The 17,489-nt window shown below is 54.4% G+C and carries 12 protein-coding genes and 1 riboswitch; of the genes, 9 read left to right on the plus strand and 3 right to left on the minus strand.

The genetic code is table 11. The features are described 5' to 3' along the window. The first annotated feature begins 2 nt into the window (after positions 1–2). From uca to AC07N2_RS09110, 9 genes are all read left to right on the plus strand, one after another. Positions 3–3,632 carry an urea carboxylase gene (gene uca / locus AC07N2_RS09070; RefSeq protein WP_494777938.1) on the plus strand — a complete coding sequence of 1,210 codons (3,630 nt, stop codon included), beginning with the start codon at positions 3–5 and terminating at the stop codon, positions 3,630–3,632. A 44-nt stretch (positions 3,633–3,676) separates the two neighbouring features. Then, the gene (locus AC07N2_RS09075) at positions 3,677–4,582 is read left to right on the plus strand and encodes a TorF family putative porin (protein WP_494777939.1); all 906 of its coding nucleotides are present in this window, start codon (positions 3,677–3,679) and stop codon (positions 4,580–4,582) included. A gap of 288 nt (positions 4,583–4,870) precedes the next feature. Next, positions 4,871–4,981, plus strand: a riboswitch (guanidine-I (ykkC/yxkD leader). A gap of 53 nt (positions 4,982–5,034) precedes the next feature. Beyond that, positions 5,035–6,072, plus strand: coding sequence for an ABC transporter substrate-binding protein (locus tag AC07N2_RS09080; RefSeq protein ID WP_494777940.1), 1,038 nt, complete (start codon positions 5,035–5,037; stop codon positions 6,070–6,072). A 91-nt stretch (positions 6,073–6,163) separates the two neighbouring features. Continuing rightward, a complete protein-coding gene (locus AC07N2_RS09085) occupies positions 6,164–7,180 on the plus strand; it encodes a fatty acid desaturase family protein (RefSeq protein ID WP_494777941.1) in 1,017 nt (338 codons plus the stop codon). Between the two features lie 12 nt (positions 7,181–7,192). Continuing rightward, on the plus strand, positions 7,193–7,963 hold the full coding sequence (locus AC07N2_RS09090) for an SDR family NAD(P)-dependent oxidoreductase (protein WP_494777942.1): 771 nt from the start codon (positions 7,193–7,195) through the stop codon (positions 7,961–7,963). Further along, a complete protein-coding gene (locus tag AC07N2_RS09095) occupies positions 7,960–8,715 on the plus strand; it encodes an SDR family NAD(P)-dependent oxidoreductase (RefSeq protein WP_494777943.1) in 756 nt (251 codons plus the stop codon). The genes AC07N2_RS09090 and AC07N2_RS09095 overlap by 4 nt, the downstream gene beginning before the upstream one ends. 93 nt (positions 8,716–8,808) lie before the next feature. Continuing rightward, positions 8,809–9,579 (plus strand): creatininase, encoded by a 771-nt coding sequence (locus tag AC07N2_RS09100; protein ID WP_494777944.1) that lies wholly within the window; start codon positions 8,809–8,811, stop codon positions 9,577–9,579. Further along, positions 9,572–10,237, plus strand: coding sequence for a cysteine hydrolase family protein (locus AC07N2_RS09105; RefSeq protein WP_494777945.1), 666 nt, complete (start codon positions 9,572–9,574; stop codon positions 10,235–10,237). Before AC07N2_RS09100 ends, AC07N2_RS09105 begins: the two co-directional genes overlap by 8 nt. Before the next feature lie 94 nt (positions 10,238–10,331). After that, positions 10,332–11,135, plus strand: a complete 804-nt coding sequence (locus AC07N2_RS09110) for a hypothetical protein (RefSeq protein WP_494777946.1) — start codon at positions 10,332–10,334, stop codon at positions 11,133–11,135. Positions 11,136–11,154: 19 nt separating this feature from the next. On the opposite strand, the gene AC07N2_RS09115 is transcribed toward AC07N2_RS09110, so the two are convergent. From AC07N2_RS09115 to xseA, 3 genes are all read right to left on the minus strand, one after another. After that, positions 11,155–14,709 (minus strand): autotransporter domain-containing protein, encoded by a 3,555-nt coding sequence (locus AC07N2_RS09115; protein WP_494777947.1) that lies wholly within the window; start codon positions 14,707–14,709, stop codon positions 11,155–11,157. A 441-nt stretch (positions 14,710–15,150) separates the two neighbouring features. Further along, the gene (gene sodB / locus AC07N2_RS09120; RefSeq protein WP_012080441.1) at positions 15,151–15,729 is read right to left on the minus strand and encodes a superoxide dismutase [Fe]; all 579 of its coding nucleotides are present in this window, start codon (positions 15,727–15,729) and stop codon (positions 15,151–15,153) included. A gap of 382 nt (positions 15,730–16,111) precedes the next feature. Further along, positions 16,112–17,473: an exodeoxyribonuclease VII large subunit gene (xseA, locus tag AC07N2_RS09125; protein WP_494777948.1), complete on the minus strand. Its 1,362-nt coding sequence runs from the start codon at positions 17,471–17,473 to the stop codon at positions 16,112–16,114. Between the last annotated feature and the right edge of the window lie 16 nt (positions 17,474–17,489).

The following is a 17,489-nucleotide window of genomic DNA, read 5'->3' on the forward strand; positions in this document are numbered from 1 at the left end:
ACATGTTCACAAAAATTCTAATCGCCAATCGTGGGGAAATCGCCTGCCGTGTCATTCGTACCGCACGCAGCATGGGTATCAAGAGCGTCGCCATCTATTCGGAAGCAGACGTCGAATCATTGCATGTGCGCCTGGCAGATGAAGCCGTGTGCGTGGGTCCGGCCGCCGCTAGCGAAAGCTATTTGTCTGCTGAAAACGTATTGAACGCAGCTAAACAAACCGGCGCGCAAGCGATCCATCCGGGTTATGGCTTCATGAGCGAGAACGCTGCATTTGCAGAAAGTTGCGCTGCTGCCGGTATCGTTTTCATCGGGCCGACACCGCAGCAGATGCGTGCATTCGGACTCAAGCATACTGCGCGCGAATTGGCGCAACTGGCCAAAGTCCCTTTGCTCAGCGGCACCGGTTTGTTGAACGATGCAGATGAAGCATTGCGGGAAGCGCATCGCATCGGCTATCCGGTCATGCTCAAGAGCACGGCGGGCGGTGGTGGTATCGGCATGCGTCTGTGCAAGGACGCTGATGAATTGCTGAGTGCTTATGCATCGGTCAAGCATCTGTCGGAAAACAACTTCAAGAACAGCGGCATCTATCTGGAAAAATTTGTCCAGCATGCGCGCCATGTGGAAGTGCAGATTTTCGGCGATGGACGCGGCAATGTGGTGTCACTGGGCGAGCGTGATTGTTCGGTGCAGCGCCGCAATCAAAAAGTGATAGAAGAAACGCCAGCCCCCGGCTTGCTGGAAACCACGCGCAAGGCTCTGGCAGAAACTGCGGTGCGCCTCGCAGAATCGATTTCCTATCTATCCGCCGGCACGGTGGAGTATGTACTCGATGCTGACACCGGCGAGTTTTACTTCCTTGAAGTCAATACGCGTTTGCAGGTTGAACATGGCGTGACGGAAGAAGTGTTTGGCGTCGATCTGGTTGAGTGGATGATACGTGCGGCCGATGGCAACTTCACCTTGCCCAAGCAAACTGATCTGCGTTCGCAAGGACATGCGATGCAACTGCGCGTCTATGCGGAAGATCCGGCGAAGAATTTCCAACCGTCATCCGGTGTATTGACTGCAGTTGAATTCGCTTCCGGCTTGCGCGTCGATACCTGGGTGGAAAGAGGCGTCACCGTCAGCCCTTACTACGATCCCTTGCTGGTCAAATTGATCGTCAAGACAGATGACCGCGCGGCATCCATCAAGGCATTGAGCACCGCTTTGCAGACCACGCGCATAGACGGCATAGAAACCAATCTGGCCTACCTCGCCACTATTCTCGGCTATCGTACCTTTGTCGAAGGTAAACAGATCACGCAGATGCTGGCCGGCATGCCGTATCAGCCGCGTACTGTTGATGTGATCGATGGCGGCATACAAACCACGGTGCAGGATTATCCTGGTCGTCTGGGTTTGTGGGCGGTAGGCATTCCGCCTTCCGGTCCCATGGATGCTTACGCACATCGCTACGCCAATCATTTGCTCGGTAACGACCTCAAGGCAGCGACGCTGGAACTGACCTTACAGGGTGCGACCTTGAGTTTTAACTGCGCATGCACGATTGCACTGACCGGTGCTGATCTGGGCACAAGCGTAAGCGGGCCGGATGGCAAACGTGCACTGAAAAATTGGCAGGCGCATCAAATCAAGGCTGGCGAAACTTTACGTTGCGGCAGTGTCAGTGGCGCAGGTGTGCGGGCCTATCTTGCCTTCGCTGGTGGATTGGATACACCTGAATATCTGGATAGTCGTGCGACTTTCACGCTCGGTAATTTCGGCGGACATGGCGGACGTGCATTGCGTGCCGGCGATGTCTTGAAACTGAATGCAGTCGATGTGACGCCGCGTGCAGCAGAACCACAAGCCGTACCTGAATACACACACGCATGGGAAGTCGCTGTGCATTACGGCCCGCACGGTGCGCCGGATTTTTTCACCGATGAAGATATCGCGATGTTCTTCGGCACGGACTGGCAGGTGCACTTCAATTCCAGTCGTACCGGCGTGCGTCTGGTCGGGCCTAAACCGCGTTGGGCGCGCAGCGATGGTGGCGAAGCCGGTTTGCATCCATCGAATATTCACGACAACGCTTATGCGATTGGTTCTATCGACTTTACCGGCGACATGCCGGTGATCCTCGGTCCTGACGGTCCCAGTCTGGGCGGCTTTGTTTGTCCGGCGGTGATTGTCTCGGCGGACTTGTGGAAGATAGGGCAGTTGAAACCGGGCGATACCGTGCGCTTCATCCGCGTGTCGGTAGAGCAGGCTGCCGAGATGCGCGAGTTGCAGGAAAGCGTGTTTGAAAATGGCGTATCTGCCGCGCCGACATTTGTGCCTACGGTCAGCGATGCCGGTACGCAATCGACCGCGATCATACGCTCAACCACACTGGATGATGGCACACGCATCATCTATCGCCGTGCCGGTGACGATTATCTGCTGGTTGAATTTGGCGAGCTGGTGCTGGATATCAATCTGCGTTTCCGCGTACATGCCTTGATGCAGGCGATAGCAGATGCGAAGTTGCGCGGCGTGATTGATCTGACGCCGGGCATACGTTCGCTGCAAGTGCATTTTGATCACAGACAATTGCCAGGTAATCAGTTGATCAGTTTGATCGATGATCGGATCAAGCAACTGCCCGCTGTCGATGACATGGTGGTGCCATCGCGCATCGTGCATCTGCCGCTGGCGTGGAACGATACACAAACACGTCTCGCGATACAAAAATATCAAACCACAGTACGGCCGGATGCGCCGTGGTGTCCGAGCAATATCGAATTCATCCAGCGCATCAACGGACTGGATTCGATCAAGGAAGTCTACGACGTCGTCTTCAACGCCAGTTACATGGTGCTGGGTCTGGGCGACGTTTATCTGGGTGCGCCGGTCGCAACGCCTATCGATCCGCGTCATCGTTTGGTCACCACCAAGTACAACCCGGCACGCACCTGGACGCCGGAAAACGCAGTCGGCATCGGCGGTGCCTATCTATGCGTGTACGGCATGGAAGGGCCGGGCGGTTATCAATTCGTCGGTCGCACCGTACAGATGTGGAATCGCTACAGACAGACCGACAGCTTCCGCGACAACAAACCGTGGCTGCTGCGCTTCTTCGATCAAATCCGTTTTTATGAAGTTAGCGAAGAACAGTTGCTGGAACACAGACGCGATTTTCCGCTGGGACGTTTTGATGTGCGGATAGAAGAGACAACGTTCTCACTGGCTGACTACAACAAGTTTCTGGCGCAGGAACAGGCATCCATTTCTTCCTTCAAGGATAAGCAGCAAGCCGCATTCGAGGCTGAGCGTGATCGCTGGCGTCATTCCGGTCAGGCCGAATGGGTCAGTGAAGAAGCCGCTGTCAGCACCGGTACCGAAGTGGCGTTGCCGGAAGGCAGTCGCTATCTGTCCGCCATCGTGCCGGGCAGCGTGTGGAAGATCGTGGCGCAAGTCGGCGACGTGCTGACCGAAGGCGACACGATCGCCATTCTTGAATCGATGAAGATGGAAATTCAATTGACCGCTACCGATACCGGCGTACTCGCCGAATGGTTGGTAGGTGAAGGCACGCCGGTCGCCGCTGGTCAGAACATCGCCGTTTTTAATGTAGTACCCCCTGTCGTTGCTGTTCAATAGTCGAGGCGCCTTGCCTTTGTTTACATACTTTTAAAGGAATTGTTATGTCTTTCTATCGCACTCTTGGATTAACGCTGGCGGGCGCCAGTATTTTTGTCACTGGTGGTGCAATGGCGCAGGAAGCTGCAAGCGCTCCCATCGCCGATGCTTCGTCGTGGACCGGACACATCGATGTAGTCAATCGCTACATCCTGCGCGGTATCACAGACACTTACGGTCCGAGCAAGCCGGGACTCGGCAATGCAGGCGCGGATGCACCTGAATCCGATAAAGCAGCCTTGCAATGGGGCGCGGACTGGACACATCCATCCGGTTTCTATGCAGGTTACTGGGCATCGACGGTCAACTATTCATACAAACGTTTGGGGCAATCCTATTACGATCGCAGCATCACCGATTTTCAATCGGACAAATCAATTGAAAACGATTTTTACGGTGGTTACACCGGCAAGATCGGCGACTTCGGCTACACGGTAGGTTTGACCGGTTATGTGTACATCAATGGCAAGGATGCGAATGCGCTGGAAACCAAACTCGGTGTCAGCTACGGCGACTTTGCATTGAATGCGCAAACTTTGCTGAAGGATGTGGTGTGGGGTAACAAGGGCGATACCTACTGGACCTTGAACTACACCAAGCCATTGCCGTATGACATCACGCTCAATGCATCTCTCGGTTACTACACGTACAAGAAGGAAGGCAAATTTCTCGGAACCGTTGATACTGCAAGCGGCACGGCTTGCGGTGCGGGAGAAAGCTTTAACGTCAGTGCCTGCGTAGCCGGTAATGCACCTAGCGGCAGTGGCTTCCGTCACTTGATCGTCGGCATCACGCAACCTATCGGCGGCACCGGCTTGACCTGGGGTCTGCAAGGCTTGATCGGTGGTGAAAACCGTTTTGCAGTTCATCAAAGCAGCAAGGTCACTGCTTCCCTCAGCTACGGTTTTTAAGCTACGAGCGGTCTGACTTGAAGCGGTCGCGTGCAGAAGTACGCGACCGCTTTTTTCTTGCCGGCATTGCAGGTAGTAGAAGGTCTGCAAGCCATCGTAAAAAACAGTGATGCACTTTGATAGAGCAAGTGTGACGAAGTAGTGCACAAGGAAGTATACAAATCACGAAATGGGTGCCGTTTGTGTTCAAAATCGAGGATAAAAGCCGGTTTTTGATTGGCACCGTTTTTGCTATTAAAAGCATGCAGGAAGAGCGAGTTGCAATGACGGTTGATTGCAAGTCGTCTTACTTAGAAGTACTAGGGTTCCGATCATCTGCCTGCGTGCAGATGATGTCTGGTCCGAGAGTATTTCGGCCTCGATGGTGAGGCTCCACGGAGGGATAAAAGCCCGGGAGAACAATTGCAGCACCGTTCTCCTTGCGCCCAACTTATTCGACCAGGAGTTTTGCCATGCCTTTCTCTACCAGTACGCAAGCCCCCATCACATTCAAGCATGATGCCTTCTATCGTTCGCTGTGCCGTGTTGCCATCGGTGCGGTGTTGCTGATTGCGGCCAGTGCATCCTTCGCCGCGAGCAAGCTCAATGTCGGCACAGTGGTATGGATAGGCTACGGTCCTTTCTATGTCGCAGAGTCGCTTAATCTGTATAAAAAATACGGCCTCGACGTCAAGCTGAAAGTCTTTAGCGATCCTGCCTTGATTCCGGCGGCGCTGGCCAGTGGTTCGGTACAAGGTGCGATGCTGACGTATGACCAGGTGATTGGTCAGGTCGCGCTGGGCATGCAGCAACGCGTTGTGATGCCTATCGACTATTCAAATGGCGGTGATGCGATTGTTGCGGCCAACAGTATTAGCAAAGTCAGTGATTTCAAGGGCAAGAAAATCGGTTTCAATCCATTGTCGCCATCGGATTTTCTGCTGTCCTATGCGTTGAAAACCAATGGCCTGACCGACAAGGACATCACCTCAGTCGCGATGACGCCGGAATCGGTACCGGCTGCAATGGCATCGGGACAGATGCCGGTTGGTGTCACTTATGAACCGAGCCTGTCGCAGATCGTCAGCCAGGGCGGTGGCAAAAAATTCCACGTGGTGTATTCATCGAAAGATGCGCCTGGCCTGATCGCCGACGTGCTGGTGTTCAACGACAAGTTCATCAAGTCCAATCCAAAAGAAATCAAAGGCATCATCCAGTCCTATCTCGATGGACTGGCTTACATGAAAGCCAAACCGGATGAAGCTGCCAAGATCATCGGCAAGTTCATGGGTATCTCGGCCAAGGAAGTGAAGGAACAATTGTCCGGCGTCTACAACATTCCATTGGCTGAAATGCCGAAGGCTTATGTGAAGTCGACCGAGACCACGTCCTACTACGCCAGCGGCGACATCATCAGCAGCATTCTGAAAGCGAAGGGTCAGATCAAGACCATTCCGCCAACCGAATCGACTATCGATGCACAGTTCGTCACCGAGCTGCAGAAGAAATAATGTGAGCGGTCGGGTCGGCCTGCGAGCGATATTCCATAGATGGATGTCAGGCGCGGACCGGCCTCGGCCTGTCTTGATTAGAGAGGTAACAATGATTTCGCAATACTATCGATATCCAGACGGCACCTGGCCGAATACGGCAGCGATGGCATTTACATTGTTGGGTTATCCCTTGGGCATAGCTTTGCTGGTGCAGCCGTTTTGGCTGGCCAAGGCTGCCGGTTTTTTGCTGGTGACGCTGACGCTGATTTGGTCTGCTTACTTCATACATGAATACGCGCATCAGGCGATTTTCAAGACGGCTGAAGCAAATGCACGCTGGGGCACGGTCATGACGTGGATCAATGGCAGTTGCTATGCGAAGTTTGCCGATTTGCGCCGCAAGCACATGCGACATCACGTTGAACGTGCTGATGTCATTACCTTTCATGTGCAGGGCTTTCTGAATAATGGACCGACCTGGCTACGCAAGTTGGTGCTGGCGCTGGAATGGGCGTATATCCCTGCGGTCGAATTCATCATGCACGCCTATGTGATGGCGCTGCCGTTCATCAAGCCGAGTGAAGATAAATCGCGCACTCGCATCGTCGCCATTTTTATCGTGCGTACTGCTGCTTTTGCGGTACTGGCCTGGTATTCGTTTTCGGCGTTGGTGCTGTATGCGCTTGCGTATGTCGTGTTCATTACCGTGCTGCGTTTTGCCGATTGTTTTCAGCACACATACGATGCGTATCCGATACTCGACGAGTCACCGATTCCGAATGACAAGGTGCGCGATCGTGAATACGAGCAGGCCAATACCTACAGCAATGTGGTTGGCATCGACAGCAAATGGCTGAACATGCTGTGGCTCAATTTCGGCTTTCATAATGCGCATCATGCACGGCCGACAATCCCTTGGTACCGGCTGCCTGCCTACCATCGAGAACTGTACGATGCATCTAACAGTCAGGTGATTCCGGTACGCATACTGCTGAAAAGTTTTCACATCAATCGCGTCAAGCGCGTGCTGTCCGCAGATTACGGTCAGGTGTTGCCGCCAGATGCCAGCGGTCGCGCTGATGGTTTTCTCGGTGCAGTCGGCGTGTCGTTTCTGACCGCAATCTGAGCAAGCGCAGCCATGTCGATCAACTACGGATTGGCTGGCCGGTCGGTGCTGATTACCGGCGCCGCCAGCGGTATCGGTTTGGCGATTGCGCAGGCATTTGCAGCGCAAGGTTGCCGCACGCTGCTGCTTGATCGCAATGCTCAAGGTCTCGCGACTGCATTGCAGACGATGCCGGATGCCGACGTGAGCGGTTTTACCTGCGATCTTTCTTCTGACGATGAAGTCGCTGCACTGGTTCGTAAAATTCCGAATATCGATGTGCTGGTCAACAATGCCGGCGTTGAATATCCAACGCCGCTGACTGCGGCCGTCGATGTGGCAGCCAGCTTCGCCCGACTGCTGGATAACAATGTAACCAGCATGGCGCGGCTGACTAACGCGCTGCTGCCGCTCATACCCGATGGCGGATGCGTGATCAATCAGGCGTCGATCTGGGGGCGTATAGGCGTTGCAGGTTTCTCTGCTTACGTCGCCAGCAAACATGCAGTGATCGGGCTGACGCGCGCTCTCGCGTGGGAACTCGGCACACGTGACATTCGCGTCAACGCAGTGTGTCCCGGCTGGGTATTTACTGATGCGGCGGAACGTTCACTGACGGCGATTGCTGCACGCGATGGCTGCGATATCGCAATTGCACGACGCGCGGTGCTGGCGCAACAGGCGATCCAGCGTGAAATTCTGCCAGCAGAGATTGCGCGCAGTTTTCTTTTCCTTGCCTCCGACGATGCAGCGGCCATTACCGGTCAGTCGCTGCTAGTGAGCCGCGGTGAGGTGATGGCATGATCAAGCTCGATTTGTCCGGGCAGATAGCCTGTGTCACCGGTAGCGCCACTGGTATCGGACGCGCCTGTGCAATGGCGCTGGCAGCAGCGGGAGCCAAAGTGGCGTTGAATCATTTTGGCCAGCCCGCATTGTCGTTGCAGCTAGAGCAGGCGATACGCGCGCAGGGTGGGTCTGCCTTGTCCTTCGATGCCGATGTTACCGATGCTGCCGCTGTAGAACAGATGTTCGATCAGATAGAAACCACGATGGGACCGTTGAACATCCTAGTCAACAATGCCGGCATCCTGTTGCAGAAACCATTTCTACAAACCTCCGAGGAAGAATGGGATCACGTCATCGCTACCGATCTCAAATCGGTGTTCCTCTGTAGTCGCGCCGCGCTGTCGGGTATGGTGCCGCGCGCTGCCGGCTGTGTGATCAATGTCGCATCCGAACTGGCGTATCTGGGACGCGAGGAGTTCGGCGTGTACTGCGCAGCGAAAGCCGGCGTGATCGGATTGACCAAATCGCTGGCACGCGAGTTCGCACCGGCCATCCGCATCAATGCCGTCGCACCCGGTCCGACCGATACCGCGATGTTGTCGCTCGACCTGATCAGTGCGGAATGGCAAGAGAAGGAGCTGGCGATTCCGGCCGCGCGCGCAGCGCATGTGGATGAAATTGCAGCAACGGTTGTTTTTCTTGCCAGCGATCAAGCGCGCTTTTTCTATGGACAGACATTAAGCCCGAACGGCGGTGCGCTGATGCTGTGAGCACGGCATGTTCACAAACGCTGGCTGAGTAGTAGGACAAGAAGGCACAACAACGTCAGCTTAATTTTTCAACAGCCTCTAATGGAGATGTGTATGGATAATTCAAGAATGGATCATCTGACCTGGGTGACGTACGAGCAGCGCATACAGGATCCCAACGTCATCGTGTTGCTGCCGGTCGGCGCACTGGAGCAGCATGGTCCGCATTTGCCACTGGGCACTGATGCCTTGTTGGCGAATGCCGTATCGCAGTCAGTCGCTGCGCAGATCGGCGGCATCGTCGCGCCGCCGATCAACTTCGGTTACAAGTCGCAACCGAAATGTGGTGGTGGCCAGCATTTTCCCGGCACCACCAGCCTTGATGGCAGCACGCTGGCAAGTCTGACTTGCGACATCATCGCGGAATTGGCACGGCACGGTGTACGCAATGTGGTGGTGTTGTCTGCTCATTATGAAAATCAGTGGTTTTTGACAGAAGGCATAGACCTCGCGCGACGTCGTGTCGGGCCGAATTCTCACTTGCGCGTGATGCGTCTGGAGTACTGGGATTTCATCACCGAAGAGACGCTGGCAAAAATTTTCCCTGAGGGCTTCCCCGGCTTTGCGCTGGAACACGCAGCAGTGATCGAGACTTCGATGATGCTGCATTACTTTCCTGATCTGGTTCGGCTAGATCAATTGCCGGAACATCCTGCTGCCGTTTTTCCTCCGTACGACATGTATCCGACCTGCACGCACTGGGTGCCATCGTCCGGCGCCTTGTCGTCGGCCAAAGGTGCGACGGCAGAAAAGGGCGTACTGATGATAGACGAAGTGACTACGCGCATTGCCGCAGCATTGCGCAAGGAGTTCATTGATGGCTGAAAGAACAGCGCTGATCGTGATCGACATGCAGCGCGATTTTTGCGCAGCCGGCGGTTATGCGGCACAGGCCGGGCTGGATGTCGCGCGCCTGACTTCGGTGGTGAGCAATATCAGCCTGCTGCTGAGTGCAGCAAGACAGGCGCAGCTTCTGGTCTTGCATACGCGAGAAGGGCATTTGCCTGACCTGTCGGATTGCCCACCGCAAAAAATGGCTCGCAGCGTACATGCGGGCGCCGCCATCGGCAGCGTCGGACCGATGGGGCGTTTGCTGGTGCGCGGTGAATACGGCCACGACATCATCGATGAACTGTCGCCCTTGCCGGATGAAACCGTGATCGATAAACCCGGCTACGGCGCTTTCTACCAAACAGCATTGCAGGAAATTTTGCAAGGCCATGGCATCGATACTCTGATTTTGTGCGGTGTCACGACTGAGGTCTGTGTACATTCGACATTGCGCGAAGCAGTTGATCGCGGCTACAACTGCATCGTGGTTGGCGATGCCTGTGCTGCCAGCAATCCGGCATTGCAACAGCCGGCGCTGGACATGATTGCGGTGGAGGGCGGCATCTTCGGAAAGGTAGCCACGGCGGCTGCGATTGCTGCGGTCATCCATCCAGTGACGAATACGACTGAGAGAACGGCATACGCACATTAAAAAAGATCGCACACGCAGAAGGCATTCAGATTTGGCTGAATCACGACTTCGCGCTTTATCGCGGTTTGCATACTTTTCTTGAAAGGCATGAACGATGAACATGATGAGCAAGATGGAAGCTATGGGTGCGGTACAGGAGGTGGTGCCAGCGCGTTATCGCGGCGTCTGGCGGCGCAGCTTGCTGGAAGCGCCTGGCGTTCACGATACAACGACGACAGTGTTCTGGTTGCAATGCGGACGCTGGCATGCCGATATTCGGATACCAGCAGCGCGTCCTGATTTTTCGCAGGTGAGCAGTCTGGATGATTGCAATGTGGAGCAGCTTGCGTGGCTGGCGCGGCAGCAGGGATTTGCCGGCATCACGGAAGTTGTCGTCACGCCGCAAACCGAGGTATGCACATGGCATAGGCTGGTTGATTATCAGCCGCCATCAGCAACGCCGGATGCCGGTGTGATGCGATTCGAGCCTGAGACATTGGTGGAAACCGGCGTGCATGGCGTGTATCTGGAAAACTGGCATCACTTGCCGGATGACGATGCAGGCTTTGCCGTGTTGAAAAAAATGGATGAAGCATCGAATTGCACGACGCCCAAAGAATTTGTGATGATCGCCGGTGAGTATGTGATGCATGTGCGCGAACGTAGCATCACCTGGCCGGACGGAATTGTGATGGCAGACATCGTGCAACGTGATGATGCGAAGATGCTGCTGGATTTTGAAATCTCATTCGGCCGCCGCAACGCCAGCGGTTGCTGCATCGAACATTCGACCTTGCCGTGGCTAGAGAGTAGACATATGGAAGTCAGTCTGCTCGCTGTCGCGCAAGATGAATTGGAAATGTCATGGAACGGTGTGTCCTCGCAGTGGAAGATACTGGAATGGGAAGCGCCGCGCTAAGAGTTTGTTCGTATCGCTCTTACCAGCGACTGCGTATTCCCACCAGCAAAGCCACATTGTTCTGTCTGCTGTTGTACTCACCCTGAATATCAGCGAATAAGGACAGATTGCCATTACTGCGTTTGCTGATATTGCTCGACAGCCCCAAACCTGCAATCACACTATCTCGTGGCAACTTCACACCAGAGATGAGGAAAGACGGTGCTGCCGAACCAGCAAACTGCATCGTCATCGGTGCATTCGCATCGCCAAACTCATGGCCCCACGCCAGCCGTGGTTCCAGTTTGACCTGACCGACTTCAAACTGAGCCTTCGCACCGAACAGTGTCTTTACTGAATTGGTGGTTTGTCCTGCCACCTGCAGATTCAAGGCACCCGCACCTTGTTCGGTAAAGCCGTCGGTTTTGCTTCTACTTAAGGACAGTGCAGCTAACGGTTGCAACATCCAATCCTGCATCTGGATATCGTAAGTCGCTTCGCCATACACAGAAGCGGTATGACCATCAAAGGCAGACGTTGCGGTACGTGTTAAAGCACCAACGACGATTTGTCTTTCCATATTGCTGCTGTTGAAAGCAAAGTTGGCCGAACCATTGAAGTTCCACGGTCCCGTTTTATAACTCGCATAAGCTGCAAGGGCACGATCACGCGAACGACCGCTATCGTTGCTATCGAAACGCAAACTGGATTTACCGAAGGTACCTGCCACACCGACGATCAAACCTTCACTGACTTCGGTATCGAAACCCACGCTCAAACCATTGCTGCGCACCGTACTGGCAACCGCATTGCCATCACTGCTGGTCGATTGATAGTTGCCGTAACCACGCAGCCAGAAACCACGACCATAGTTAGTCAAGGAAGAATCGGCAGACGCACCCAGACCGGTAAGACCAGAAGAAGTAGAGGAAGACGGTGATGCAGTCGAAGCAGAAGAGAACAAATCATAGACATGATCCTTGCCGCTCAACTGTACTGGGGTGCCGAAGGCATAGGCTGAACTACTGTTACCGCCCACTGCCGCCAGACGGGCACGCATTTGACTACCGACACCGACAGAGAAACTGGCACCGGCACGACTCATCGCCCTCAGGCTGGCACCGCTCATGGCGTCATAACTGGTGCGCGCTTGTTCGGCGGATAGGCCTGTGACCGTAGTAATGACATTACCCATATCTCCAGTAGCAGCAATGCCCAAACTCTGCAAAGAAGTGGACGTCGCAATTTGATTAGGTGTGACTGCAACGCTGCTGTAGCTGTTGTTATTGCGCGCCAGATTCAAAAAAACATTGTTGGCGTCATAAGACAGCGTCGGTGTCAGGAAGGCGAGGTTGGACGTCACGCTGTCGAAGTTGCCTGTGCGCCCACCTGTTGCATTGAGGATGGTGTATTGCGTGTTGGCGGCATACGTTCCTGCACTGGCACGCACGTCGACCGTGCCGCCGTTGATAGTAGCGCTGCCATTGACCAATAGCTTGTCCGAATGACTTGCGTCATCAACCTCAACGCGGAAGATAGAACCTGCGGCCAAAGTTGCGTTGCCATTGACGGTCAATTCCCCAATCGAATTACCCGGTGCCAGTATGCCGCCACTCATCACAGTGAGATTGCCAACAGAACCTATGCCGCCCAGGGTGGCGCCGTTGTTGACGGTGAGGGCTGAATTGGCAATCGAGCCATTGACGGAGAGCAGGCCTGCGGACACGGTGGTGGCGCCGGTGTAGGTGTTGACACCGCTGAGGGTCAGGTTGCCTGTGCCGAGCTTGGTGAGGCTGCCGGTGCCGTCGATCACGCCGCCGAGGCCCAGTGCATTGTTGCCAAGCACGTTCAAGTTGGCATTGAGGGTCACGTCGTTGGTCAGGGTCACGCTGCTGGTGCTGTCCAGGCTCGTGCTGCCGTTGACGTTGAGCCTGCCCGTACCCAGCGCCGTGCTGCTGCCCGCACGCAAGGTGCCCGCGTTGAGGGCGATGATGCCGCTGTAGTTGCTGTTGTCGCCGCTGAGTGTGAGGCTGCCCGTGCCGTTCTGGGTGAGCAAGCCGCTCCCGCTGATGCTTCCGGCCAGCGTCAGGGCGCCCATGCCGGTGTTGCTGGTAGCCGTGGCGTTGTTCAGCGTGAAGGCATTGTTCAGCGTGATGGTGCCCGGCGTCGATAGGGAGGTTGTGCCAGCAAAGGTCACGGTGCCGGTGCCGAATGCCAAGTTATTGCCCAGTAGCACGCTGCCGCCGCTGACGGTGGTGCCACCTGTGTAGTCATTGGCGCCGCTGAGGGTCAATTGGCCCGTGCCGAGCTTGGTCAGGCCGCCGCTGCCCGAGATCACGCCGGACAGCGTCAGGGCATTGCTCCCCTGCACAGTCAGCCCGCGTGTGTCTAGGTAGATCAGGTTGGTCAGGTTGATGCCGGCGTTGCTGGCCTGTATCACCCCTCCGTTGCCGGTGAGCACGTCGCTGCCAAAAGTTTGGGAAGTATTGAACAGCGCCACACCGCCATTGAGCGTGGCACTGCCACTGACCAGTGGACCCGTCAAGCTCCAGGTGCCGCTGTTGATAGTTAGCTTGTTGAAGTTGACATAGGTGGCGCTCGAGGCCGTTCCCGAATCCGAGGTACCACCACCCACCCCAAGGCTGTTTTGCAATATCAAGGTATTGTTGCCACCGGCCCCGCCATCCACGGTGCCTGTGGCAGCGAATGTCAGGCTAGAATTGCCCGCCACGGCGAGGCTGGAAGCGCTGCCGCCTGCTGGGTTGATGACTGAGCCGGTCACCGCGGTGAAGGTGTTGTTTCCGCTTGCACCGAGGGAGACGCTGCCCATGATGGTCCCGGCATTAATGAAGCTGTTGCCATTGGTCGAAGATTCGAAGGCCACTCGGCCAGTGATGAAACCTGTGTTTGAGTTGGTCATCTCAACGGATGATCCACCTCGAACTGCCACCACAGCGGTATCGGCAAGCTGTAAGCCCGACGCACCTGACAGCAGATTTGAAGAGATGCTGCCATTGTTGACTATTCTGGTTATGCCGCCAGCGCCGTTGTTCACGTTCAGGGCCATGCCGTTTAGGTCGGGCAGAGGGGCGTCTATCGAGGCCATTGACCCCTTGATGACCCCGCTGCTATTGTTGGTAATGTTGACCGTTGAGACATTGGTATTGCCAATTACTACGCCGCTACTCAAGACACTCTGAGGTCCCTCAAGAGCCGTATCAACCGTCCCATTGTTGTTTAGTGTGACGTTATCGCCAGTCAAGGACAGCGCCGTGCCCCCAGCCCCAGTCAAAACGCCGAGTTCGCCTGACGAAAGGATGTTGACGGACAGATTATTCGCATTGTTTGCATAGTTGGGAAGTACTGGATTTGCACTTCCTGTACAGGTCACTGTCAATCCAGCCGTAGTACATCCTGCCATCGCCGAAGGACTACCCAGACCGGCAAGTAAGCCGACCATGCCGACGTGTATTGATATGGATACTCGTCCATACTTGCCACCTCGGCTGCGCTTGCCGCGAGCGCGCGTGAGTTCAGAAACGGCGACCCAGGTGCCGAGGACAGGATTCCAGAGATTGCGGTAAGACGTGTTCATGGCGGAAAAGAAAGAGAATTTATTTTCTGCACATGGTTAGGTGTTTCTTCTCAGGAGTAAATACTGCAAATGCAGTAGTCGATCTGACGGCCAGGCAGTTTTGCAAGGCAAGAAATGCGATGTCGGAAACGATGCTTCAGAGGAGAAACACGCGAGCAAGCGTGCATATTCCGCGTTTGGTACTCACCTCGCATGCAAAGAATATTTTTGAAAAAAACAGTGATGACAACGTCGTTTTATGGACAAATGTGTACGTGGCGCTAAACGATGGCTGGCGGGGATGACGTACTTTTACAGTAGGCATGGAGCAGAGCGCTCAAGCCTCATCCGGCACGCAGTAATGGACACCAGCAAAATTGCAGACGTAAAAAAACCTTGCCGATTAGAGCAAGGTTTTTTTGTGATCGATGCAGACCTTGATGTCTGCATCAGACAGATAGCTTAGGCCAGGTTCTTCGCAACGAAGTCCCAGTTAACCAATGCCCAGAACGACTCAACATACTTAGGACGCGCATTGCGGTAGTCGATGTAGTAAGCGTGTTCCCAAACGTCGCAGGTCAACAATGGTTTGTCAGCGCCGGTCAATGGGCAGCCAGCGTTCGAGGTGTTAGCCAGATCGAGCGAGCCGTCAGCTTTTTTCACCAACCATGTCCAGCCGGAGCCGAAGTTGGTTACGCAAGACTTGGTGAATTCTTCCTTGAACTTGTCGAAGGAACCCCATTTTGCATTGATTGCATCAGCAACTGCACCAGTTGGAGCGCCGCCGCCGTTAGGCTTCAGGCCGTTCCAGTAGAAGGTGTGGTTCCATACTTGTGCTGCATTGTTGAAAACGCCGCCGGAAGATTTCTTGATGATTTCTTCGAGGGATGCGTTTTCGAATTCGGTACCTTTGATCAGGTTGTTCAAATTCGTTACGTATGTTTGATGATGTTTACCGTAATGGAATTCGAGTGTCTCTTTCGAGATGTGTGGAGCAAGTGCATCCAACGCATAGGGCAGTGCCGGCAGGGTATGTTCCATGGTCGTCCTTCTATATGGGGTTGAAAATGAAGATGTTCTTTTTGAAAGGCGTTCATTGTAAAGCGGTTATGCCTTGCTTGCACACGACGCAGGTCAATTTCCGGCAAGCTTAAAAACACACTTGAAAAAGTGCTGAAAAACATAGCGTTGTATTTTGCTGCGACATGGCGCAAGGCCAATAGATATAAGGCTTTGTACGATTTACATAGCCTCGTCACACACCTTTCAAATGGTAATAATTCTCATTATTGTTTGTGGTGTGATGTGTGTGATTTTTGATGTTTACGCTGGCTAGCAATGCTTGCGTAATGAATGTCAGAGGTGGATTTTTTACGTTTCAGTTCCACCAAGATGACGCGCATTTATTCGAATGCGCGTCATCTTAGTCCAGCGTCTCCTGCACGCTTGCGATTCCGATTTGCGCGGTGCCATCGGCCAGTCGTACCGTGACACTTTGTCGCGGTTGCAGTTCTTTTGGTGCGCGTACGATTTTTCCTTTTTCATCGGTAATCATCGCGTAACCACGCTCCAGCGTGCGTTGCGGATTCAGCATTTCCAGTTGTGCGGAAAGCGCGACTAGCGTTTGGCGTTGCGTCGCGATGTTGCTATTCATTTGATTGCTCAAACGACGCGCATGATTAACGACATTCAGCCGTTGTGCTTGCGTATCCGGCAATTGCGTCAGCCAGCGATTGCGCAGATGTGCCAAAGCGAATTGTGCCTTGCTGAGTGGAATACGCGTGGCGTGGCCCAGACGCGCTTGCAGGTTTTGCAGCTTCATTCTTTCATGCGCGATGTAAGCCGATGGACTAATCAGGCGACGCGATAACCAATCCAGTGTTTGTGCGGTATCGGACAACTGTCGCTTCACTGTCAGACGCATATCGTCAGCTTGTGCTTCCAGTCTGGCGAGCCAATCTGCGCGTGGTGTCGCGGCCAGTTCAGCAGCGGCAGTCGGTGTTGGTGCGCGCAAGTCGGCAGCGAAATCGGCGATGGTGAAGTCGGTTTCATGGCCGACGCCGACGATGACAGGAATGTCGCAACCGACGATGGTGCGCGCGACGATTTCATGATTGAAAGACCACAGATCCTCTATGCTGCCGCCACCGCGACAGACCAGAAGTACATCGCATTCGGCACGTGCAGAAGCGGTGGCTATCGCTTGCGCAATCTTGTTGGCCGAGCCTTCGCCTTGCACAGGCGTTGGATACAGGATGACGTTCACATGCGGCGCGCGCCGTTTCAGCGTTGTCAAAATATCGCGCAAGGCGGCTGCTTGTGGACTGGTGACGATGCCTATCGTGCGAGCGAATGAGGGGATAGGACGTTTGCGCGCAGGATCGAATAAACCTTCTGCATTCAGCTTTTCCTTCAATTGTAAAAAAGCTTCATACAAATTACCGACACCGGCACGCCGTATCGCTTCCACACTCAATTGATAATCGCCACGCGGCGCGTACAGCGTCACCAGTGCGCGCACTTCAACTTTGTCACCTTCGCGTGGCATGAAATCTGCATATTGAGCACGACCACGAAACATCACAGCACGTACCTGGGCTGCACTGTCTTTTAGCGTGAAGTACCAATGTCCGGATGCAGCACAAGTGAAGTTGGATATTTCACCGGATACCCACGACAAAGGAAAGTTGCGTTCCAGCATGCGTGAGACAGCCTGATTTAGCGCAGAGACGCTGAGCACGGCTGGTGCGGATGGATGGTTCGATGCTGGACGATCAGAGTTCATAAGTGTTCTTGCTTGG

This window comes from Herminiimonas sp. GW821-FHT09C12 (genome assembly GCF_059416385.1).